The following is a 22,569-nucleotide window of genomic DNA, read 5'->3' on the forward strand; positions in this document are numbered from 1 at the left end:
GGGCCCGGCGGCACGGGATGGCGGGCGCACCACGGGGTGGTGGCCGGCGCGTATCGGGATGCGGACGGCAAGGTCATGTACTGGCAAAAAGTTCAGGCGAAGTCTTGAGCTTCGGCCATTCGAACGAATAGACAACGTCCGCACAGTCAAACTCCGCACCGCCGACCCTCCTTCAGGAGCCGGTCGCCGGGGCGATCCGTCCTGCCCGCGTCCGGCAGCGCCTACAAAGTGCGGCCACGGCGCAGTCACCCGCTGCCCCCGCAGACGAGGTGACCCAAGTGAGAGTGGGGAACCCACGTGCCAGCCAATCGCAGCCGGCTCTCCCGGATAACCGTGGCGGCCCCGGCCGCCGCCGCCCTCGTCCTGGGAACGGTCGCGGTCGCCTCCCCGGCGATCGCCGACCCCGGCCCGACCGGGCCCATCGCCGCCAAGGCGCTGCCGGGCACCCACCCGGACTGGGCCACCCCGCAGGCTGACGCCGGCGCCGTGCCCGCGGGCACCGCCGCCACCGCCCGGGTCTACCTGGCCGGCCGCGACCAGGCCGGCCTGGACGCCTTCGCCAAGGCCGTCTCCGACCCGAACTCGCCGCAGTTCGGCCAGTTCCTGTCGGCCGACCAGGTGCAGTCCCGGTTCGGCACCAGCCCTGAGCAGGTCAAGGCCGTCAGCCAGTGGCTGACCGACTCCGGTCTGACCATCAGCGAGACCAACCAGCACTACATCCAGGTCAACGGCACCACCGACCAGTTGACCCGGGCGCTGGGCACCCGGTTCCGCAACTACCGCACCCCGGACGGCGTGCACAAGGCGCCGGCCGCCGACGCGGTGGTCCCGGCCCAGGTCGCCGCCGACGTGGCGGCCGTCTCGGGCCTGGCCGACTCGGTGCAGAAGGCCTCCTCGAACGCCGTCTCGCAGGCCGCCGCCGAGGCCGCCGGCCAGTCCGGCGCCAAGGCCGCGACCGCCGCCCCGCAGACCTCGCTGCCGACCGACCCGACCTGCTCGGACAACGGCTTCGGCTCCAAGATCGCCTACGGCGCTCCGCAGGGCTACGAGAAGAACGAGCCGTTCGCCCCCTGCTCCTACGTGCCGAGCCAGCTGCGCAAGGCGTACGGCGTCACCAAGTCCGGCCTGACCGGCAAGGGCGCCCGGGTCGCCATCGTGGACGCCTACGCGCTGGGCACCATGCAGGCGGACGCCAACCACTTCGCCACCGCGCACGGTGACAAGCCGTTCGCCGCGGGCCAGTACTCCGAGGTCGTCACCCCGGACCAGTGGCAGCACCAGTCCGACTGCGGCGACTGGTCGGGCGAGGAGTCGCTGGACGTCGAGATGGTGCACGGCCTGGCGCCGGACGCCAACGTGGTCTACGTCGGCGCCAACTCCTGCTACGACCAGGACCTGACCGCCGCACTGAACAAGATCGTGGACAACCATCTGGCCGACATCGTCTCCAACTCCTGGGGCGAGATCATGCACGGCAAGAGCGGTGACCTCGACCCGGGCGTGATCGCGGCCGACAACCAGGCGCTGGAGCGCGGCGCTGCCGAGGGCATCACCTTCATGGCCTCCGCCGGCGACTGCGGCGACAACTCGCCGACCGCCGCCGCGACCGGCGTCAACTGCCAGGCCGACACCAACCAGGCGCAGACCCAGTGGCCCTCGGCCTCGCCGTGGATCACCGGCGTCGGCGGCACCGCCCTGGAGCTGAAGGACAAGTCCGGCAGCTACGGCCACGAGGTCTCGATGGGCGACCGCCGCTCGGTGCTCTCGACCGACCAGCAGTCCTGGACCCCGTTCCCCGGCAACTTCTACTTCGGTGGCGGCGGCGGTGTCTCCAAGGACTTCCCGCAGCCGTGGTACCAGCAGGGCGTGGTCCCGAACAGCATCTCCACGGTGGCGGCGGACGGCACCCAGTCGGCCACCCCGCTGCGCGCCACCCCGGACGTCGCGATGAGCGGTGACCTGGTGGCGGCCACCCTGGTCGGCTACACCCCGGCCGGCGGCGCCTACAGCGAGGGCGGCTACGGCGGCACCTCGGTCTCCTCGCCGGAGTTCGCGGCGATGATGGCCGACGTGATCCAGGCCCGTGGCGGCCGTCCGGTCGGCTTCGCCAACCCGTCGCTGTACGACCGGGCGGGCACCCGCGCCTTCCACGACGTCAACGACGCCGCGGTGCACACCGCGCGCGGCAACGTGGTGGACCTGGGCACCGTGGGCGGCCAGCTCAAGGTGCGCCTGTACAAGATCGGTGCCGACCAGGGCCTGGCGGCCGCCAAGGGCTACGACACCGCGACCGGTGTCGGCTCCCCGGGCACCGGCTTCTTCAAGTCCTTCGGCCTGCACGGCAACCACGGCCAGGACGACAACAGCCAGGGTGACGAGTAGTCAGCCCGGTTGACCTGAACGCGTGAGGCCCGCGACCGATCCGGTCGCGGGCCTCACTGCTTCTCGGTACGGCCCGGTCAGAACCGGTCGACCGGGGTGTAGGTGCCCCAGATCTCCCGCAGCGCGTTGCTGACCTCGCCGACGGTGGCCTTGGCGGCCAGCGCCTGCTTCATCGGGTAGAGCACGTTGTCGCTGCCCTCGGCCGCCTTGCGCAGCGCGGTCAGGGCGCGCTGCACCGCCGAGGAGTCGCGGTCGGCGCGCAGCCGGGCCAGCCGCTCGGCCTGCTGCGCCTCGATCGCCGGGTCCACCCGGAGCGGCTCGTAGGGTTCCTCGGCGTCCAGCTGGAAGCGGTTGACGCCGACCACGGTGCGCTCGCCGGAATCGGTCTCCTGCTGGATCCGGTAGGCGGTGCGCTCGATCTCCGACTTCTGGTAGCCGTTCTCGATGGCGGCCACCGCGCCGCCCATCTCCTCGATCTTCTCGATGAGTTCGACGGCGGCGCCCTCCAGCTCGTCGGTCATCGCCTCCACCACGTAGGAGCCGGCGAACGGGTCGACGGTGGCGGTGATGTCGGTCTCGTAGGCGAGCACCTGCTGGGTGCGCAGCGCCAGTCGGGCGGACTTCTCGGTGGGCAGCGCGATGGCCTCGTCGAAGCTGTTGGTGTGCAGCGACTGGGTGCCGCCGAGCACCGCGGCGAGCGCCTGGACGGAGACCCGGACCAGGTTCACCTCGGGCTGCTGGGCGGTGAGTTGGACGCCCGCGGTCTGGGTGTGGAACCGCAGCATCTGCGACTTGGGGTTCTTGGCGCCGAAGGTGTCACGCATCACCCGGGCCCAGATCCGGCGCGCGGCACGGAACTTGGCGACCTCTTCGAGCAGCGTGGTGCGGGAGACGAAGAAGAACGACAGCCGCGGCGCGAAGTCGTCCACGTCCATCCCGGCGGCCACCGCGGTGCGCACGTACTCGATGCCGTTGGCCAGCGTGAAGGCGATCTCCTGCGCGGGGTTCGCCCCGGCCTCGGCCATGTGGTAGCCGGAGATCGAGATGGTGTTCCACTTGGGGATCTCGGCCTTGCAGTACTGGAAGACGTCCGCGATCAGCCGCAGGCTCGGCTTGGGCGGGAAGATGTAGGTGCCGCGGGCGATGTACTCCTTGAGCACGTCGTTCTGGATGGTGCCGGTGAGCTTGTTCGACGCCACCCCCTGGGACTCGCCGACCAGCTGGTAGAGCAGCAGCAGCAGCGAGCCGGGCGCGTTGATGGTCATCGAGGTGGAGACCTCGCCCAGCGGGATGCCGTCGAAGAGCACGCTCATGTCCTCGACGCTGTCGATCGCCACGCCGACCTTGCCGACCTCGCCGGCCGAGATCGGCGCGTCCGAGTCGTACCCCATCTGGGTGGGCAGGTCGAAGGCGACCGACAGGCCCATGGTGCCGTTGGCGATCAGCTGCTTGTAGCGGGCGTTGGACTCCGCCGCGGTGCCGAAGCCGGCGTACTGGCGCATGGTCCACGGCCGCCCGGTGTACATCGACGGGTAGACGCCGCGGGTGAAGGGGTACTCCCCCGGCACGCCGAGTCGCTCGATCGGCTGCTCGGGACCGTAGAGGGGGTCGATCAAGAAGCCGGACTCAGTACGGCGTGGCTCGGGCGCCATGGGGGAACCTCCGGATCATGCTGATCACTGTTCAGCTGGTGTTACGCACTGTAGGGGCCGCTGCTCGAACGACGACAGGTTCCCATTCTGGGACCTTCCTCACAGCCGCCTGCCATGATTGGAGCCGCACACGGGTACGAGGAGAGGACGGCAATGAGCAGCGCTGGGCAGAAGGTCGCGGTGGTCACCGGGGCGAGCAGCGGGATCGGCGCGGCGACGGCGCGGCGGCTGGCCGCGGAGGGCTTCTCGGTGGTGCTGACCGCCCGTCGCACCGAGCGGATCGAGGAGCTCGCCAAGGAGATCGAGGCGCGGGGCGGCACCGCGAGCGCGGTCACCCTGGACGTCACCGACCGCGCCGCGGTGGACGCCTTCGCCCGGGAGGTCGGCCAGGTCGACGTCCTGGTCAACAACGCCGGCGGGGCGCTCGGCGCCGACTCGGTGGAGCAGGGCGACCCGGCCGACTGGCTGGCGATGTACCAGGTGAACGTGCTGGGCGTGCTGCACATGACGCAGGCGCTGCTGCCGGTGCTGCGCGCCGGCGGCGACGGCACCGTGCTGATCCTCTCCTCCACCGCCGCGCTGGCCGCCTACGAGGGCGGCGGCGGCTACGTCGCGGCCAAGCACGCCGCGCACACCATCGCCGCCACGCTTCGGCTGGAGCTGGTCGGCGAGCCGATCCGGGTGATCGAGATCGCCCCGGGCATGGTCAAGTCGGAGGGCTTCGCCGTCACCCGCTTCCGCGGCGACGAGGCCAAGGCGGCCGCCGTCTACCAGGGCGTCTCGCACCCGCTCACCGCGGAGGACATCGCCGACACGGTGGCCTGGGCGGTCACCCGCCCCTCGCACGTCAACATCGACCTGCTGGTGGTGCGGCCGCGGGCCCAGGCCTCCAACTACAAGGTGCACCGGGACTGATGCGACGCCTCGCGGTGGCCGCCGTGCTCGGCGCGGTGCTGCTGGCCGGCTGCTCCGGCAGCCCCGGCACGCCCGCGCCGGGCCGGGCCGACGGCCCGATCCACTGGACCTCCTGCGGCTCGGGCCTGCAGTGCGGCAAGCTGCGGGTGCCGCTGGACTACGCGCAGCCGGACGGTGACAGCCTCCAGCTGGCGCTGATCCGGGAGCCGGCCCGTGACCCGGCCACCCGGGTCGGCTCGCTGATCGTCAACCCGGGCGGGCCGGGCGAGTCCGGCGTCGCCATGGTGAAGGACTCCACCGCACAGTTCGACGGCCCGCTGCACGACCACTTCGACATCGTCGGCTTCGACCCGCGCGGCACCGGCGACAGCTCACCGATCCACTGCCTGACCGACCGGCAGCGGGACGCCCAGGACCAGCAGGACGACCCGGCCGACCCGACGGCCCGCGCCGCCAAGCTGGCCCAGCAGGCCAAGGACTACGCGGCGGCCTGCGAGCGGGCGGCCGGCAGACTGCTGCCGTTCGTCGGCACCCGCAACACCGCCCGCGACATGGACGCGCTGCGCCAGGCGCTCGGCGACCCCAAGCTCGACTACCTGGGCATCTCCTACGGCACCTACCTGGGCGCGCTCTACGCCGAGCAGTTCCCGCAGAACACCGGCCGCCTCGTGCTGGACGGCGCGGTCGACCCGGCCGCCGACCGGCTGGACGCCAGCGTGCAGCAGCAGATCGGCTTCGAGAAGTCGCTGGAGCGGTTCGCCGCCGACTGCGTGACCAACCACCACGACGAGTGCCCGCTGGGCGACGACCCGGCCGCCGCCGGCGAGCAGGCCGCCGCCTTCCTGGACGGCCTGCGCGACAAGCCGCTGTCCACCGGCGACCCCGGCCGGCGCAAGCTCACCTCGACCCTCGGCTGGACCGGCACCCTCCTCTTCCTCTACGGCGACCAGGACACCGCCTGGCGGCAGCTGCGCGAGGCGCTGTTCACCGCGATGAAGCTGGGCGACGGCTCGGCCCTGCTGTCCGCCGCGGACGCCTACAACGGGCGGCAGAACGGCCACTACACCGCCTCCGACGACGCCCAGACCGCGATCAGCTGCGCCGACGCGCCCAGCGTGACGCCCTCGCCGGACCAGGTGCAGAAGGTGCTGGCCGAGCTCAAGCAGCAGGCACCGCTGCTCAACCGGGACACCGAGGCCGCCGACCTGTCCACCCCGGCCTGCGCCGACTGGCCGTACCGGACCACCGAGCAGCCGCACACCGTCCGGGCCCAGGGCAGCGCCCCGATCCTGGTGATCGGCACCACCGACGACCCGGCCACCCCGTACCAGCAGGCCGTCAACCTGGCCAAGGGCTTCGCCGACGCCACCCTGCTGACCCGGCAGGGCGAGGGGCACGCGGCCTTCGGCAGCGGCAACTCCTGCGTGGACCGGGCGCTGGACGCCTACCTGGTCAGCGGCACGATGCCGGCGCAGGGGACCAGCTGTCCCCGGTGATCCGGACTGGTCCGACCGTTCCCGTTCATAACTCCGTAGCCCACCGGTCACAACTTGATAGCTCGTCAGGGTGAATTCGGTCATCGCCCTCCCCAACTGATGAGCGCTCAACTACCGTGGTGGCGCTGCCCGGGAGGAGCACGACCCCGCGCGGGTGACCTCGTCCGCGCCGTGCCGTGATCCATGCTGGTTACGACCTCACCGCCATCCTGACGCCCTCTTTCCCTCCCGAGGAGGACCCGCTGGCCAGCGACACCCCTCCTGATCGCGCTCGCGATCAGGTCGGCATCCCCGCACCCCGCCCCACCAGCACCGCCGCCGGCCGCCCCGTGCTGCCGGCCGTCGGGCTGCACCGGTTCAACGAGGCCGACCCCGGTGCCGCCGAGGAGGCGCTGCTCGCCTGCTGCGGCAGCCACCGCTGGGCCCTGCGACTGACCGCCCACCGCCCCTACCCCGATCTGGATTCCCTGCTCGCCGCGGCCAGTGAGGCCTCCTACGACCTGCGCCCCAGCGATCTGGCCGAGGCGCTGGCCGACGAGAGCTGGATGCCGCAGCCGCTGCTCGGCATGCGGGCGCCCGGCAGCCAGGCCGCGCACACCGCGCTCCGGGCCGCGCACGCCGCCTACGAGGCCCGGTTCGGCCATGTCTTCGTGGTCTGCCTGGACGGGGTCGAGCCGGAGGAGATGCTGGACGCCGTGCTCAGCTCGATACGCACCCGGCTGGCCAACGAGCCGGACGAGGAGCGCCTGGTCGCCGCCGAGCAGCTGCGCCGGATCGCGCTGCACCGGTTGGAGCACCTGGTCGCCAGCGGCAGTTCCTGACGCCGCCTCGATCCGGCTGCCCAAGCGTCATCTCCCACACCCCGCCCTCACCCGGCGGGGTGAATTCTTGCCCCTGGCGTGCCTGATTGATCACACTCAAACCCCCCGAAGGCAGTTCACCTGGAGGCGTCGATAGGATGTCCGCGGCCGGTGGACCGTACCCGGCCGGGCTGACCGACACCGAAGCCGGCCGAGCCCTTCAACCGTAACCGGAGGGTTTCCCGTGCCGGCTGGAACGCTGTACCGCGGCCGAGAAGGCATGTGGTCCTGGGTGGCTCATCGAGTCACTGGCGTCCTCATCTTCTTCTTCCTTCTCGTCCACGTCCTCGACACCGCGCTGGTCCGGGTCTCGCCGCACGCGTACGACTCGACCATCAACACTTACAAGACCCCGCTGGTGAACCTGATGGAGTACGGCCTGACGGCCGCCATCCTGTTCCACGCGCTGAACGGTCTGCGGGTCGTCGCCGTGGACTTCTGGTCCAAGGGCCCCAAGTACCAGAAGCAGATGCTGTGGAGCGTCGTGGGCATCTGGGTGGTCCTGATGGCGGGTGCGTTCTACCCGATTCTCCAGCACACGCTGCTCTCCTGGTTCGGGAAGTGATCCGGCATGTCGACTGACACCACCGACCTCGAGCTGGTCGGCTCCTCGCAGGCCCACACCGGCAAGGGCCTGGGCACCGGCAACCCCGCCGACGCGTTCGTGATCGAGCCGCCCCGGGTCCGCACCAAGACGACGCCGCGCCGCACCCGGACCAACTTCGAGATGCTGGCCTGGCTCTTCATGCGCCTGTCCGGCATCGTGCTGGTGGTCCTGATCCTGGGTCACCTGATCATCATGCTGACCCTGGACGGCGGCGTCTCGAAGATCAACTTCGCCTTCGTGGCCGGCCGCTGGGCCTCCCCCTTCTGGCAGGGCTGGGACCTGCTGATGCTCTGGCTCGCCATGCTGCACGGCGCCAACGGCATGCGCACGGTCATCAACGACTACGCCGAGAAGGACTCCACCCGGATGTGGCTGAAGGGCCTGATGGGCGCCGCGACCGTCTTCACGGTCCTGCTCGGCACCCTGGTGATCTTCACCTTCGACCCGAACATCTAATCGGCGCAGGACCAGAGGCGAGTCAACACTCATGCAGATTCATCAGTACGACACCGTCATCGTCGGCGCCGGCGGCGCCGGCATGCGCGCGGCCATCGAGTCGACCAAGCGCAGCCGCACCGCGGTACTGACCAAGCTCTACCCCACCCGGTCCCACACCGGCGCGGCCCAGGGCGGCATGTGCGCCGCCCTCGCCAACGTCGAGGAGGACAACTGGGAGTGGCACACCTTCGACACGGTCAAGGGTGGTGACTACCTGGTCGACCAGGACGCCGCCGAGATCATGTGCAAGGAGGCCATCGACGCGGTCCTCGACCTGGAGAAGATGGGCCTGCCCTTCTCCCGCACCGAGGCCGGCCGGATCGACCAGCGCCGGTTCGGCGGTCACACCCGCAACCACGGCGAGGCCGCGGTGCGCCGCTCCTGCTACGCGGCCGACCGCACTGGTCACATGATCCTCCAGACGCTGTTCCAGAACTGCGTCAAGGAGGGTGTGGAGTTCTTCAACGAGTTCTACGTCCTCGACCTGCTGATCAACGACGGCAAGACCTCGGGCGTCGTGGCCTACGAACTGGCCACCGGCGAGATCCACGTCTTCCAGGCCAAGGCCGTGGTCTTCGCCTCCGGCGGCACCGGCAAGTTCTACAAGGTGACCTCCAACGCCCACACCCTCACCGGTGACGGCCAGGCCCTGGTCTACCGCCGCGGTCTGCCGCTGGAGGACATGGAGTTCTTCCAGTTCCACCCGACGGGCATCTGGCGCATGGGCATCCTGCTCACCGAGGGCGCCCGCGGCGAGGGCGGCATCCTGCGCAACAAGGACGGCGAGCGCTTCATGGAGCGCTACGCGCCGGTCATGAAGGACCTCGCGTCCCGTGACGTCTGCTCCCGCGCGATCTACACCGAGATCCGCGAGGGTCGCGGCTGCGGCCCCGACGGCGACCACGTCTACCTGGACCTGACGCACCTTCCGCCGGAGCAGCTGGACGCCAAGCTGCCGGACATCACCGAGTTCGCCCGCACCTACCTCGGCATCGAGCCCTACACGGACCCGATTCCGATCCAGCCCACCGCGCACTACGCGATGGGCGGCATCCCGACCAACGTCGAGGGTGAGGTGCTGCGCAACAACACCGACATCGTCCCGGGCCTGTACGCGGCCGGCGAGGTCGCCTGCGTGTCCGTGCACGGCGCCAACCGCCTGGGCACCAACTCGCTGCTGGACATCAACGTGTTCGGCCGCCGCGCGGGCATCGCCGCCGCGGACTACGCCAACAACGCCGAGTTCGTGCCGCTGCCGGCCAACCCGGCCGAGAAGGTGCAGGCCCTGGTCGACGGCCTGCGCGAGTCCACCGGCACCGAGTCCGTCGCGCAGATCCGCAAGGAGCTGCAGGAGAGCATGGACGTCAACGCCATGGTCTACCGCACCGGCGCCACCCTGAAGCAGGCCTCCGAGGACATCGCGGCGCTGCGCGAGCGCTACAAGCACGTGGCGATCCAGGACAAGGGCTTCCGCTACAACACCGACCTGCTGGAGGCCGTGGAGCTGGGCAACCTGCTCGACCTGGCCGAGGTGCTGGTGGTCTCCGCGCTGGCTCGTCAGGAGTCGCGCGGTGGCCACTTCCGCGAGGACTTCCCGACCCGTGACGACGTGAAGTTCATGCAGCACACCATGGCGTACCAGGAGGTTGCCGAGGACGGCACCACCTCGATCCGCCTCGACTACAAGCCGGTCGTCACGACCCGCTACCAGCCGATGGAGCGTAAGTACTGATGAGCGCCCCCACGATGGACGCCCCGCACTCGGCGGCCCTGGACGCGGCCGAGTCCGGCGCGGTCCAGCTGATCACCGTGACCCTGCGGATCCGCCGGTTCAACCCGGAGGAGCACCCGGACCCGGTGTGGGTCGACTACCAGCTCTCCATGGACCCCAAGGAGCGCGTCCTGGACGCCCTCAACAAGGTCAAGTGGGAGCAGGACGGCACCCTCACCTACCGCCGCTCCTGCGCGCACGGCATCTGCGGTTCCGACGCCATGCGGATCAACGGCCGCAACCGGCTCGCCTGCAAGACGCTCATCAAGGACGTCAACCCGGAGAAGCCGATCACCATCGAGGCCATCAAGGGCCTCACCGTCCTCAAGGACCTGGTGGTCGACATGGACCCGTTCTTCCAGGCGTACAAGGACGTGATGCCGTTCCTCATCACCAAGGGGAACGAGCCGACCCGTGAGCGCCTGCAGTCCGCCGAGGACCGCGAGCGCTTCGACGACACCACCAAGTGCATCCTGTGCGCCGCGTGCACCTCGTCCTGCCCGGTCTTCTGGAACGACGGCCAGTACTTCGGCCCGGCCGCCATCGTCAACGCGCACCGTTTCATCTTCGACTCGCGTGACGAGGGCGCCGAGCAGCGCCTGGAGATCCTCAACGACCGCGAGGGTGTGTGGCGCTGCCGCACCACCTTCAACTGCTCGGAGGCCTGCCCGCGTGGCATCGAGGTCACCAAGGCCATCCAGGAAGTCAAGCGCGCCCTGGTGACGCGCCGCTTCTGACGGCTCCCCAGCAACGCCTGAGGGCCCGCCCGGTTCACACCGGGCGGGCCCTCAGGCGTTCGGCGGCCTTCGCGGCCGACGGCCCGTCAGGCCGCGGCCTTGGCCGGGCGCAGGCCGCGGATGCCGATCAGGCCGACCAGGACTCCGAGGACGAAGGAGGTGATGGCGAGGGCCAGGTGGATCCAGAAGAAGGCGGTGGGGTGGGAGTGGTCGCCGTTGGTGAAGGCCTGGTGGCCGGAGTCCGCCCAGAGGTTCTTGACGAAGGTCGTCCAGATGATCACCGACCAGGCGCCGAAGGCGGTGAGGAACCAGGAGGTGCGGCGGCTGAGCGTCATGGCGGTGAGTCCTTCGGGGTGGGGCCGAGCCTGTCCGTCCAGTATGGGCGGGCGGCCGTTCGGCCCAGTCGGGGGTCCCCGGTTGGGGCGATGCTCGCGGCGCGGCCGGACGCGGGGGCGGCCGGACGGGTATGAACGCGGCGTGTATTCGAATGATCACCTTATGAGTCGTACTGGTCGGCTGGCGGCAGCGCTGGCCACCACCCTGGTGCTGGCCACCGCCGGCAGCGCCACCGCCGACCCGTCGCCGTCCGACCGGGTGGTCGGCGGCGAGCGGCTGGGGCAGCCCGACGTGCAGGTCTCCTCGGGGGCGCCCAAGCTGCCCGACGGGCTGACCGGGATGTCCTGGCTGGTCGCCGACGCCGACACCGGCGATGTGCTCGCGGCCTACCGGCCGCATCTGCGGCTGCCCCCGGCCAGCACCCTGAAGATGCTCTTCGCGGACGTCGTGCTGCCCAAGTTCCCGCGCGACACCGTGCACCGGGTGATGCCCGAGGACCTGGCGGGCATGGGGGCGGGCAGCAGCCTGGTCGGCGTCAAGGAGGACCTGGACTACACGGTCCAGGACCTGTGGCGGGGCGTCTTCCTGCCCTCCGGCAACGACGCGGTGCACGTGCTGGCCCACATGAACGGCGGGGTCGACCAGACCGTCCGGGAGATGAACCAGAAGGCCCGCGCCCTGGGCGCCGCCGACACCGAGGTCGTCTCCCCCGACGGCTACGACGAGGACGGCCAGCTGAGCTCGGCCTACGACCTGACGCTGTTCGCCCGCGAGGGCCTGCGCAACGCCGACTTCCGCTCCTACTGCGGCACCAAGGACGCCCAGTTCCCGGGAGCGGTCGACAAGGCCACCGGGCAGCGCGCCAGCTTCGGGATCCAGAACACCGACCGGCTGCTCGGCAAGTACCCGGGCCTGATCGGGGTCAAGAACGGCTACACCAGCAACGCCGGCTCCACCTTCGTCGGTGCCGCGCAGCGCGACGGCCGCACCCTGCTGGTCGCCGTGATGCACCCGGACACCTACATGAAGGTGTACGACGAGACCGCCGCACTGCTGGACTGGGGCTTCGCCGCCGGGAACCAGGCCCACCCGATCGGCACCCTGGTGGCCCCGCAGCCCACCCCCACCCCGGCACCGTCCGCCGCCGCGTCGGCCTCCCCCACGACCGGCCGGGTGCCCACCGTGCAGGCGTCGGCATCCAACGTCCGGACGGTCGGCGCCGGGGACTGGGCGGTGATCGGTGCGGCCGCGCTCTGCGCCAGCGCGGCGGGCTGGCTGCTGAACCGGCACCGCCGCCGGAACGCCGGCCAGCCGGCCACCGGTGAGGGCGCGCCGCCCGACGAGCCGGGACCGGGCGGCGGCTCGACCGCCCTGCGCCGCCGCTAGCGGCTCGGCGGCGGGCCCGCGGCCGGCCCGCCCGCCGCCCGGTAGGCGGCCTCCGCCCTGGCCAGGGCCCGGGCCCTGGCCTGCTCCGGGTCGGCCGCCGCGGTCCAGGAGACGCAGTACATCAGCAGCCGGCAGATGAAGTTGATCCACAGCAGCAGCGCCACCGGCACCCCGAAGGCGCCGTAGAGGCTCCTGCCCGCCACGTAGCCCAGGTAGGAGGAGAGCCCCACCTTCAACAGCTCGAAGCCCACGGCGCCGATCAGCGCGGCGGCCAGCAGGTCGCGCCGGCGCTGCCCCTCGATCCCCGGGAACGGGGCCAGGAGGTAGAGGAAGAGCAGCAGGTCGGCGCCGACCGCGATGACGAAGCCGGCCACCGCCAGCAGCCAGTGCCCGGGCCCCCCGCCGGCCAGTCCCAGCGCCGCAGCCAGCCGGCCGGCCAGCCGGGTGCCGACCGCCGAGGCACCCAGCGAGACGATCGAGACCCCGCCGAGGCCGACCAGCACCACGCAGTCGGTGATCCGCCGCACCAGCACATTGCGGTCGTCCTCGGGCAGCTGCCAGATCACCCGGATCGAGGCGCGCATGGTGTCCACCCAGCCGAGGCCGGAGGCCACCAGCAGCAGGCCGCTGATCAGTCCGACGGTGGCGGCGTTGGCGATCAGCGAGTCCAGTCCCAGAGCGTTGGCCAGCCCCGGCACCTGCTCGGCGATCCGGTGCTTGAGCGACTCCACCTGGCCCGGGGTGAGGGTGGAGACCGCGACCGCCAGGGCCACCGTCAACAGCGGGAAGAGTGCCAGGAACCCGTAGAAGGTGACCGCGCCGGCCAGCCGGTTGCCCCCGACCGCCGAGAAGTGCCGGAACACCCGGTACGGGCGGCTGCGCAGCACCGCCGCGACCACCGGTCCGACCACCGGTAGCTTGGTGAGGAATCCCATGCGGGCCAGCCTGGCAGCTCAGCCGCCGGGCCGGGCAGCGTGCGAGCCGGGAGGGCGGCTTGAACCAACCGATAGGATCGCGGTAGAGCCGCTGTGCCGGGCCCCGGGCCCCAGGCCGGCTGGTCGTCTCCATCCGCCGATGAAAGGCCCGCGCAGCCGATGGCCCCCCGTCTCTCCGTCGTTGTTCCGATCTACAACGTCGAGCGGTACCTGCAGGAATGTCTGGAATCGATCGCCGCCCAGACCATGAGCGACCTCGAGTGCATCATGGTCGACGACGGCTCCAAGGACGGCAGTGCCGCCATCGCCGAGGCGTTCGCCGCCCAGGACTCCCGGTTCCGGCTGGTGCGCAAGCAGAACGCGGGCCTGGGGGCGGCCCGCAACACCGGCTTGCTGCACCTGACCGACGGCACGGAGTTCCTGGCCTTCGTCGACAGTGACGACACCGTGCCGCCCAGCGCCTACGAGCTGATGATCAGCACGCTGGACAAGACCGGCTCCGACTTCTGCAGCGGCAATGTGCTGCGCTTCCGGGCAGTCGGCTACTACCAGTCCGGCGGCCACTCCAAGCCGTTCCGCGAGACCGTGCTGAAGACCCACATCACCGAGCGCCCGGAGCTGGTCACCGACCGCACCGCGTGGAACAAGGTGTACCGCCGTTCGTTCTGGGACATGGCGGGTCTGCTCTACCCCGAGGGCATCCTCTACGAGGACGCGCCGGTCAGCGTGCCGCACCACTACCTGGCCAAGAGCGTGGACGTGCTGGCCGACCCGATCTACCACTGGCGTGAGCGCGAGGTCGGCGAGATGTCGATCACCCAGATGCGCACCAACCCCAAGGGCCTGATCGACCGGGTCACCTCGATGGAGCTGGTCCGCGCCTGGCTGGGCAAGCAGCCCGAGCCCAAGTACCGCGACTACCTGCACTCCTACGACGAGAACAACCTCGTCGAGGAGATCCCGATGTTCTTCTGGTCGGTCGTCGACGGCGAGCAGGACTACCGCGACGCCTATGTGCAGTGCGTGGGCCGACTGCTGCGGGCGATCGGCCCCGAGCACGTCAAGAAGCTGCGGGCCCCGCTGCGGCTGAAGTACCACCTGACCCTGCAGGGCCGGATCGACGAGTTCGTCGAGCAGATGCAGTTCGAGGCCGAGAGCAACGGCGCCGCCCCGGCCCGCGGCCTGCTGCGCCCGTACGCCGACTACCCGTTCCTGCGCGGCGGGCGCAAGAGCGTCCCGGCCGACGTGCTGCGGCTGGACAACGCGCTGGTGATGCGCAGCCGGGTCTACCAGTCGTCCTGGGAGGACGGCAAGCTCAAGCTGACCGGGCACGCCTTCCCCGAGCACCTGGGCGCCGAGGGCAAGCACGACCTGGTCAAGATGATCGTGCTGCGCGAGGCCAAGGGGAAGCGGTTCGTCACCTTCTCCACCAAGACCATGTACTCCCCGGAGGCCACCGCCTCCTCGCCGCACGACCTGTACAGCTGCGACTGGTCCGGCTTCTCCGTGCTGATCGACCCGGCCAAGCTGAAGAAGCACGGCCAGTGGCAGGACGGCACCTGGCGGGTGCTGGTCGCCGGCGCCGGCAAGTCGGGCGTCTACAAGGGCCGGATCTCCGGTGGCTGGGCCGACACCGCGCAGAGCTACCCGATCCACTGGGCGGACGCCACCACCCGGGTGGTGCCCCGCCTGAAGGACGGCTTCCTGCACCTGGTGGTCGAGAAGCTGCGCGCCGCGATCGGCTCGATCAAGGCGGTGGACGGCGCGATCGAGCTGACCGGCACCGTGCGCAGCGCGTCCGAGTTGGCCGGGATGCGGCTGCAGATGCACCACAGCGAATCCGGCATCAAGATCGACTTCCCGGTGGAGTTCGGCACCCCGGCCGGCCGCCCGGTGCCGTTCACGGCGCGGATCCCGCTGGCCTCGCTGGCCGAGGTGCGCGACCGCTGGCGGGCGCTGGACCCGGCGGCCGACGAGCGCACCAGCGACCACTGGTACGCCGGCCTGCTGCTGGCCAACGGCGACGTGCTGGAGATCATGGTGGACGACCGGGTGCCGCTGGAGCACCTGGACCTGCCGCTCAACCCCGAAGCCCCGCTGGGCAGCGCCCGCACCCTGGTCTCCAAGCCCACCGACACCGGCCACCTGCAGTTCGCCGACCAGCTGGTGCAGCCGGTGGTCACCGACCTGAGCGCGGCCGACGAGGCCGGCTTCACGCTGTCCGGCCGGTTCCCGCTGCCCGGCGAGCACCGCTACGACCTGGTGCTCCGCCACAACTGGCGGGAGGAGGAGTACCTGCACCCGCTGGTGGTCAAGGACGGCCGGTTCGAGGTGCAGCTGCCGGCCGTGCCGCTGGGCACCCACGCCGGCCGGGTGCCGCTGCACAAGGGCACCTGGGACCTCTTCTTCCGGCCCGTCGACGGCGACCCGGAGTTCGCCTGGCCCAAGGCCCACGTGGCGCTGGCAGCCCACACCCAGCTGCCGCTGGAGATCCGCTCCCGCGGCAAGCACGTGACCCTGGAGCGCCGCTACTTCGACACCCTGTCGCTGGAGTCGCACGCCGACCTCGGCGCGCACGAGCGCAGCGGTTACCGGCAGCGCCTGCTGCGCAAGGAGATCTACCCCGCCGCCCAGCAGAAGCCGCTGCGCGACGCGGTGCTCTACAACGTGGCGGGCGGCGGTCAGTACGCGGGCTCGCCGCGCGCCATCCACGAGGAGCTGGTCCGCCGCGGCCTGCCGCTGGAGCACCTGTGGACGGTGGACGACGGCCAGACCGAGCTGCCGCAGAGCGCCCGCGCGCTGCGGCAGTGGAGCCCCGAGTGGTTCGAGGCGATGGCCACCGCCAAGTACATCGTCACCAGCGCCCAGCTGCCCGACTTCATGAAGAGCCGGCCCGGCCAGGTGATACTCCAGACCTGGGTGGGCAGCCCGCTGAAGCGGATCGGCCACGACTTCGAGAAGATCTGGTTCATCGACAGCAACTACCTGAAGCACCTGGACCGCGAGGTGCCGAACTGGACCAAGCTCGTCTCGGGCTCCTCGTTCGCCTCCCCGGTGCTGCGCCGCGCCTTCGATTTCAAGGGCGAGCTGCTGGAGACCGGCTACCCGCACAACGACATCCTGTTCTCCCCCGACCGGGAGAAGCGGGCCGCCGAGGTGCGCCGCCGGCTCGGCCTGCCGGAGGGCAAGAAGGTGGTGCTGTACGCGCCGACCTTCCGGGAGGACCGCAAGCGCCCGCAGGGCGGCTACCAGGTCGACCTGCGCGTGGACGTCGCCGCGGCCCGGGAGGCGCTCGGCGAGGACCAGGTGCTGCTGGTCCGCCCGCACCACAACTGCTTCGGCCCGGTGCCGGACGCCGGCAACGGCTACGTCTGGGACGTCTCGCGCTACCCGGACATGGCCGACCTGCTGCTGATCGCCGATGTGCTGGTGACCGACTACTCGGCCTCGGTCTTCGACTTCATGAACACCGGCCGGCCGGTGCTGTTCTTCACCTACGACCTGGAGCACTACCGGGACAACCTGTGCGGCTTCACCTTCGACTTCACCGAGGATGCGCCGGGTCCGCTGCTGCGCACCTCTCAGGAGCTGGTGGGGGCGCTGGGCCGGGTCGACGAGGTGGCCCGGGAGTACCGCGAGGCCTATGAGCGGTTCCGGTCCGAGTACTGCGACCTGGACGACGGCCACGCCGCCGCCCGGGTGGTGGACGGCCTGCTCGGCTGACCCCGGTCGCCAGAAAGCCTGTGGGGCCCGCAGTGTGCGGGCCCCACAGGCTTTCTGCTGCGGTCGGCGGGTCAGACCGTCTGGTGCTCCGAGTCGGCCGGCTCGGCCACAGCATGCTCCTCCGAGGCTTGCTCCTCCGAAGCCTCCTGCTCCGAAGCGGGCTCAGCCGCGGCCAGCGGGGCGCGCGCGGCCGGCACCGGCGGAGTGCGCTCCAGCGGCCCGCTCACCGGGAAGTAGTCCTGCAGGAACACGGTGACCTGCCGGTCCTGCTCGGCCGGCGGCACCCCGTCCAGATCACCGTCGTTGAGGCAGAAGCTGTCCGTGTCCCGCCACTGCAGCAGCTCCGGGAGCTGCTCCAGCTCCGCGTACCGGTCGACGTCCAGGTAGCGGTGGCCGAGCCGGCCCCAGGCGATCCGGCCGGTCAGGTAGCCGTGGCCGACCGCCAGGGTGATCGGCGCGACGTCCGAGCGGGAGCGGAACGGCGAGCGGGCGGTGGCGGTCAGCTCGGCCGCGAAGACCTCGGCGCACTCGGCCAGCAGCGAACGGGTCATCGGGTACGGAGTGTGGCTGAGCACCCGGCTGGTCTCGCGGCCGTGCTCGCGCCGGATCAGCGCCCGGGTGTTCTTCTGCGGCGCGACGTACTCGTCGTCGTCCGCCGCCACCGGGCCGGGCGGGATCACGCGTGAGTCGAGGTTGACCAGCGGAACGCCATTGCCCTGGAAGAACTGTTCGGGCTGGACCGGTCGGCCGAGGAACATGTCGTCGTTGAAATAGAGGAAATGTTCGGCAAGGTCCGGAATTTGGTGCAGTTGGGTCTCGATGGCATGCGAGTTGAATACCGGCAATATTGTCGCATCGGCGAACAGCTGACGATGTGCCACCACGGTGACGCCCGGGTGCTCGGTCGCCAACCAGTCGGGACACTGGCCGTCCGTCACGAGGTACACACGGCGAATCCACGGCGCGTACATCGCGATCGATCGCAGACAGTAGCGCAACTCGTCCCGGTTGCGGAAGCGTTCGGCACCGTCCCCGGTGGCCGGGCGGGCGGACATCGCGGCCAGCCGCTCGGCCCGGCGCTCCCGCCAGGCCGGGTCGTTGTCGTCGACCCAGGTGATCACGGCGTCCACCGGGAAGGTGACGTCGTCCAACCGCGGCTGGACGAAGGCCTGCGGCACCGGGTAGTCGCTGCCGCCGATCCGCGCCACGGCGTCGGCCTCCAGCGAGGGCACCCACCAGCCGAACGGCGGCTCGTGGATCGCGGCGACCGCGCCGTGGTCGCCGCCGGCGTCCCAGAAGTCCAGGTCGCAGCCGTGCTCGGGGCCGTAGAGCAGGGTCTTGCCACTGGTCGTCACCGGCCGGTAGATCCGCACCCCCTTGACCCGCACGCGGGGCTCGGCCGGCTCGTCGACCGGGGTCTCATCGGTCTCCTCGGCGGCGGTCTCGGCGGCGGCGTCTGCGGCAGACTGATCGTCCGACGGCTCGTCGGACTGCCGGTCGGACGGCTCCCCCGGCAGCCCGTCGGGCCACTCCAGGGCGGCGACGGCGGCCGGCAGCTCTTCGGCCAGCACCGAACCGAGCGTCACATCATGGCCCAGCAGGTCCGCGTAGACCGGCAGCCCCTCGAACGCCTCGGCGCACGCGGTCAGCACCGCCTCCCGCTGGCCCGGCGCGATCGCCACCCACTGGCGGGTCCACTGGCCGCCGAGCGGTGCGAACCGCACGCCGGCCCCGGTCAGCAGCCTCGCGACCTCGGTGAAGTTGTGCAGATAGGCGTCCCCGGAGAGCAGATCGTCCCGCACCTCGGCCAACCGGCCGTCCGCGCGCACCAGTTGGGGCGAGGCCTGGAGCAGCTGCTCCTCCCGGGCGGCGCGCAGCTCCTCGGGAGTGGGCGGCACCGGCTCGGGCTCGGGCTCGGGTTCAGGTTCGGGCACCGGCTCCGGCTGTACCGGAGCCACCGGCTCCTCGGCAGTCCGCTGCCTGGGCACGATTACGGTCGGTAGCAAACCGACCCGACGAGCCCGGCGGGCCACAGCGCGCATCAGCTGCTGGGCCGTACGGGGACAGCGCATCATCTCTCCAGGACGGTGTGCATTCTGGCCTAAGACCCCCCGTAGCCATTGAGGCCCGAGTATAACGTTCAGCACACGGCGGAGTGAATGAGTAAGTAATGAAAGTTTATGGCCTCAGGAAACCTGGGAGAACCCTGGGAATCGTCATTCACAGAATAGCGCAACTATTCAGTGTCCGCTAAAGGCGTATCCGTGCCAGGGCCGCCAGACCTCGTCCGCGCCGAACCGGGAGAGCGTGAAGCCCGGCACCGTGAAGGCCGCGTGGAAACTGCGGGCGTCGGCGAGCGCCTGGTCGAGCACCAAGTCCGGCAGGTTGTGCGCGACCGTCACGTGCGGGTGGTAGGGAAAGGCCAGCTCCCGGGCCAGCGGGCCGGAGCGGATCGCCGCCTCCAGCTCCCGGCACTCCTGCGAGCCCTCCTCCACCCGGATGAAGACCACCGGGGAAACCGGGCGGAAGGTGTCACTGCCGTGCAGCAGCATGCGGAACGGCCGCCGCGCCGCTGCCACCGCCGCCAGGTGCGCACGCACCTCGGGCAGCCGCTCGGCGGCCACCTCGGTCGGCGGCAGCAGCGTGACATGGGTGGGTATCGCCCGGGCCTGCGGATCGCCATGACCGGCGCGGGCGTCCTGGATCGCGGAGCCGAACGGCTCCGGAACGGTGACCGCCACCCCGATGGTCAGTGCGGAACCGGCGGCGCCGGCCGGTGGCCGGCCGATGCCGCCGGTGGGCCCGAGCGACGCCATCAGCCCAGGCTCCCCCATTAACGCTTCGCGGCGGGCACGAAGCCAATGCGGTCGTAGACCGTCTCCAGCGTCACCGAGGCGACCTCGCGGGCCTTGGCGGCGCCGACCGCGAGCACCCGGTCCAGCTCGGCCGGGTCGTCCAGGAACTCGCGGGTGCGCTGCTGGAACGGGCCGACCCACTCGGTGAACAGCTCGGCCAGCTCGGTCTTGAGCGCGCCGTACATCTTGCCCTCGAAGTGCGCCACCAGCTGCTCGATGCTCTGGCCGCTGAGCGCCGAGTGGATCCGCAGCAGGTTGGAGACGCCCGCCTTCTTCTCCTCGTCGTAGGAGACCACCGTGTCGGTGTCGGTGACCGCGCTCTTGAACTTCTTGGCGCTGAGCTTGGGGTCGTCCAGCAGGCTGACCAGGCCCTTGGGGGAGGCCGCCGACTTGCTCATCTTGGCGGTCGGGTCCTGCAGGTCCATGATCTTCGCCGTCTCCTGGAGGATGTACGGCTTCGGGATGGTGAAGGTCGGCTGGAATCGGGTGTTGAAGCGCTCGGCCAAGTCCCGGGTGAGCTCAAGGTGCTGGCGCTGGTCCTCGCCGACCGGCACCGCGTCGGCCTGGTAGAGCAGCACGTCCGCGACCATCAGGACCGGGTAGGTGAACAGGCCCACCGTGGTGCTGTCGCTGCCCTGCCGGGCGGACTTGTCCTTGAACTGGGTCATCCGGGCGGCCTCGCCGAAGCCGGTGAGGCAGTTCATCACCCAGGCGAGCTCGGCGTGCTCGGGCACGTGCGACTGGAGGAAGAGGGTGCAGTGCTCCGGGTCGACGCCGGCCCCGAGCAGCTGGGCGACCGAGACCCGGCTGTTCTCGCGCAGGGCGGCCGGGTCCTGCGGGACGGTGATCGCATGCAGGTCGACGACCATGTAGAAGGCGTCGTTGTCCTTCTGGAGGTCCACCCACTGACGCACCGCGCCGAGGTAGTTGCCCAGGTGGAAGGAGCCGGAGGTGGGCTGGATGCCGGAGAGCACCCGGGGGCGAGCCTTCTCCTCGGTGATGCGCGCGTCGTTGACCATGGCCCCCATTGTTCCAGCTTCCGGTGACAGTCAGGACCCGGTCTCGGCCGATCCCTCGGCGGGCGGCTGCGGCGCGGGTGGCGCGGTGACCCGGATCCGGTCGATCCGCCGGCCGTCGAGCCCGGCCACGGTGAGCAGCAGGCCGTCCGAGGTGCGCACCACGTCGCCGAGCTCCGGCAGCGCGCCCAGCTCCGCGACCACGAAGCCGGCCACCGTCTCGTACGGGCCCTCGGGCAGGGTGACCCCGGTCTCCTCGGCGAAGTCGGGGAGGTTGAGCAGGCCGTTGACCTCCATGCCGCCGCCGGCGAGGCGCCGGGTGGCGGTGGTCTCCTGGGCGTCGTACTCGTCCCGGATCTCCCCGATCACCTCCTCCACCAGGTCCTCCAGGGTGACGATCCCGGCGGTGCCGCCGTACTCGTCGACCACGATCGCCAGGTGGTGGCCCTCCCGGCGCATCTCGCTCATCGCCTCCAGCACCTTCTTGGTGGCCGGCAGCAGCTTCACCGGGCGGGCGATCTCGCGCACCCGCAGGGCCTGTTCGCCGCGCGCCCGGTACAGGTCGCGGACGTGCACGAAGCCGACCACCGAGTCGTAGGAGCCGTCCACCACCGGGTAGCGGGAGTGCGGCGAGGTGCTGGTCTCCTCCCGGACCTCGGTGAGCGGCTGGTCGGCGTCGAGGAAGGTCACCTCGGTGCGCGGCACCATCACCTCGCGCAGCTGGCGCTCCCCGGCCGCGAACACGTCGGCGATCAACGCCCGTTCGTCGCTGCCCAGTTCGGTGTTGGCCGCGACCAGCCCGCGCAGTTCCTCGGAACTCATGCTGCCGCGCCCGGCCTTGGGGTCGCCGCCGAGCAGCCGGACCATCAGGTTGGTGGAGCGGCCGAGCAGCCAGATCACCGGCCGCAGCACCACCGACATCACGTCGACCACCGGCGCGGCCAGCAGCGCGATCGACTCGGCGCGCTGCAGGCCGATCCGCTTGGGCGTCAACTCGCCCAGCACCAGCGAGATGTAGGAGATCAGCAAGGTCAGTCCGACCAGCGCCACCGCGTCGGCGACCCCCTTGGACAGGCCCATCCGAACGAACACCGGGGAGAGCTTGCCGGCCAGCGTGTCGGCACCGAAGGCGGCCGACAGGAACCCCATGCAGGTCACCCCGACCTGCACCGCGGCCAGGAAGCGGTTGGGGTCGGCGGCCAGGTGGGCGGCTCGCGAGGCACGCTTGGTGCCGCGTTCGGCCAGGGTGCGGATCTGCCCCTCGCGCAGCGAGATCAGCGAGATCTCGGCGATGTTGAAGAGGCCGCCCAGCAGGATGAAGACCAGGACGAGAGCCGCGTCCTGGAGGGTTTCGTTCACGGTCGGCCAGTGTAAACGGCCCGGTGCGAACGCCGAGGGCC

At 70.8% G+C, this 22,569-nt stretch carries 17 protein-coding genes; 10 read left to right on the forward strand and 7 right to left on the reverse strand.

From position 1 onward, the window contains the following. Window positions 1–297 precede the first annotated feature (297 nt). Window positions 298–2,382: a S53 family peptidase gene (locus P3T35_RS13775; RefSeq protein WP_101381473.1), complete on the forward strand. Its 2,085-nt coding sequence runs from the start codon at window positions 298–300 to the stop codon at window positions 2,380–2,382. Between the two features lie 77 nt (window positions 2,383–2,459). Here the strand turns inward: P3T35_RS13775 and P3T35_RS13780 are convergent, their stop codons facing one another. Next, complete coding sequence (locus P3T35_RS13780) at window positions 2,460–4,034, reverse strand: methylmalonyl-CoA mutase family protein (protein WP_101381472.1); 1,575 nt, start codon at window positions 4,032–4,034, stop codon at window positions 2,460–2,462. Window positions 4,035–4,187: 153 nt separating this feature from the next. Between P3T35_RS13780 and P3T35_RS13785 the strand changes: the two genes are divergently transcribed. The 7 genes from P3T35_RS13785 to P3T35_RS13815 all read left to right on the forward strand — a co-directional run bounded on the left by P3T35_RS13785 (window position 4,188) and on the right by P3T35_RS13815 (window position 10,918). After that, window positions 4,188–4,949 carry an SDR family oxidoreductase gene (locus P3T35_RS13785; RefSeq protein ID WP_101381471.1) on the forward strand — a complete coding sequence of 254 codons (762 nt, stop codon included), beginning with the start codon at window positions 4,188–4,190 and terminating at the stop codon, window positions 4,947–4,949. Next, a complete protein-coding gene (locus P3T35_RS13790) occupies window positions 4,949–6,445 on the forward strand; it encodes an alpha/beta hydrolase (RefSeq protein ID WP_101381470.1) in 1,497 nt (498 codons plus the stop codon). The genes P3T35_RS13785 and P3T35_RS13790 overlap by 1 nt, the downstream gene beginning before the upstream one ends. 332 nt (window positions 6,446–6,777) lie before the next feature. After that, the gene (locus P3T35_RS13795; protein ID WP_101385150.1) at window positions 6,778–7,266 is read left to right on the forward strand and encodes a 2-oxo-4-hydroxy-4-carboxy-5-ureidoimidazoline decarboxylase; all 489 of its coding nucleotides are present in this window, start codon (window positions 6,778–6,780) and stop codon (window positions 7,264–7,266) included. Between the two features lie 223 nt (window positions 7,267–7,489). Next, window positions 7,490–7,870 carry a succinate dehydrogenase, cytochrome b556 subunit gene (gene sdhC, locus P3T35_RS13800; RefSeq protein ID WP_101381469.1) on the forward strand — a complete coding sequence of 127 codons (381 nt, stop codon included), beginning with the start codon at window positions 7,490–7,492 and terminating at the stop codon, window positions 7,868–7,870. Window positions 7,871–7,876: 6 nt separating this feature from the next. Next, the gene (locus tag P3T35_RS13805; RefSeq protein ID WP_101381468.1) at window positions 7,877–8,368 is read left to right on the forward strand and encodes a succinate dehydrogenase hydrophobic membrane anchor subunit; all 492 of its coding nucleotides are present in this window, start codon (window positions 7,877–7,879) and stop codon (window positions 8,366–8,368) included. Window positions 8,369–8,399: 31 nt separating this feature from the next. Next, window positions 8,400–10,142, forward strand: coding sequence for a succinate dehydrogenase flavoprotein subunit (gene sdhA, locus P3T35_RS13810; protein ID WP_101381467.1), 1,743 nt, complete (start codon window positions 8,400–8,402; stop codon window positions 10,140–10,142). After that, window positions 10,142–10,918 carry a succinate dehydrogenase iron-sulfur subunit gene (locus P3T35_RS13815; RefSeq protein ID WP_101381466.1) on the forward strand — a complete coding sequence of 259 codons (777 nt, stop codon included), beginning with the start codon at window positions 10,142–10,144 and terminating at the stop codon, window positions 10,916–10,918. Before sdhA ends, P3T35_RS13815 begins: the two co-directional genes overlap by 1 nt. 86 nt (window positions 10,919–11,004) lie before the next feature. On the opposite strand, the gene P3T35_RS13820 is transcribed toward P3T35_RS13815, so the two are convergent. Then, window positions 11,005–11,253, reverse strand: coding sequence for a hypothetical protein (locus tag P3T35_RS13820; RefSeq protein ID WP_101381465.1), 249 nt, complete (start codon window positions 11,251–11,253; stop codon window positions 11,005–11,007). A 163-nt stretch (window positions 11,254–11,416) separates the two neighbouring features. On the opposite strand from P3T35_RS13820, the gene P3T35_RS13825 reads away from it, so the two are divergent. Continuing rightward, entirely contained in the window at window positions 11,417–12,640 is a 1,224-nt protein-coding gene (locus tag P3T35_RS13825) for a D-alanyl-D-alanine carboxypeptidase (RefSeq protein WP_280706089.1), read from the forward strand. Here P3T35_RS13825 and P3T35_RS13830 read toward each other — a convergent pair. Next, a complete protein-coding gene (locus tag P3T35_RS13830) occupies window positions 12,637–13,575 on the reverse strand; it encodes a YihY/virulence factor BrkB family protein (RefSeq protein WP_101381464.1) in 939 nt (312 codons plus the stop codon). The genes P3T35_RS13825 and P3T35_RS13830 overlap by 4 nt on opposite strands. Before the next feature lie 159 nt (window positions 13,576–13,734). Between P3T35_RS13830 and P3T35_RS13835 the strand changes: the two genes are divergently transcribed. After that, complete coding sequence (locus P3T35_RS13835; RefSeq protein WP_101381463.1) at window positions 13,735–17,298, forward strand: CDP-glycerol glycerophosphotransferase family protein; 3,564 nt, start codon at window positions 13,735–13,737, stop codon at window positions 17,296–17,298. Window positions 17,299–17,369: 71 nt separating this feature from the next. Here the strand turns inward: P3T35_RS13835 and P3T35_RS13840 are convergent, their stop codons facing one another. The 4 genes from P3T35_RS13840 to P3T35_RS13855 all read right to left on the reverse strand — a co-directional run bounded on the left by P3T35_RS13840 (window position 17,370) and on the right by P3T35_RS13855 (window position 22,528). Continuing rightward, on the reverse strand, window positions 17,370–19,232 hold the full coding sequence (locus tag P3T35_RS13840; protein WP_143676865.1) for a stealth family protein: 1,863 nt from the start codon (window positions 19,230–19,232) through the stop codon (window positions 17,370–17,372). A gap of 306 nt (window positions 19,233–19,538) precedes the next feature. Next, entirely contained in the window at window positions 19,539–20,114 is a 576-nt protein-coding gene (locus P3T35_RS13845; protein ID WP_101381461.1) for a 2'-5' RNA ligase family protein, read from the reverse strand. Between the two features lie 17 nt (window positions 20,115–20,131). Further along, window positions 20,132–21,172, reverse strand: coding sequence for a tryptophan--tRNA ligase (gene trpS / locus P3T35_RS13850; RefSeq protein WP_101381460.1), 1,041 nt, complete (start codon window positions 21,170–21,172; stop codon window positions 20,132–20,134). A gap of 30 nt (window positions 21,173–21,202) precedes the next feature. Next, complete coding sequence (locus tag P3T35_RS13855) at window positions 21,203–22,528, reverse strand: hemolysin family protein (protein ID WP_101381459.1); 1,326 nt, start codon at window positions 22,526–22,528, stop codon at window positions 21,203–21,205. Between the last annotated feature and the right edge of the window lie 41 nt (window positions 22,529–22,569).

Origin of the sequence: Kitasatospora sp. GP30 (assembly GCF_029892145.1) — a bacterium.
In the GTDB taxonomy this organism is placed as follows: Bacteria; Actinomycetota; Actinomycetes; order Streptomycetales; family Streptomycetaceae; genus Kitasatospora; species Kitasatospora acidiphila.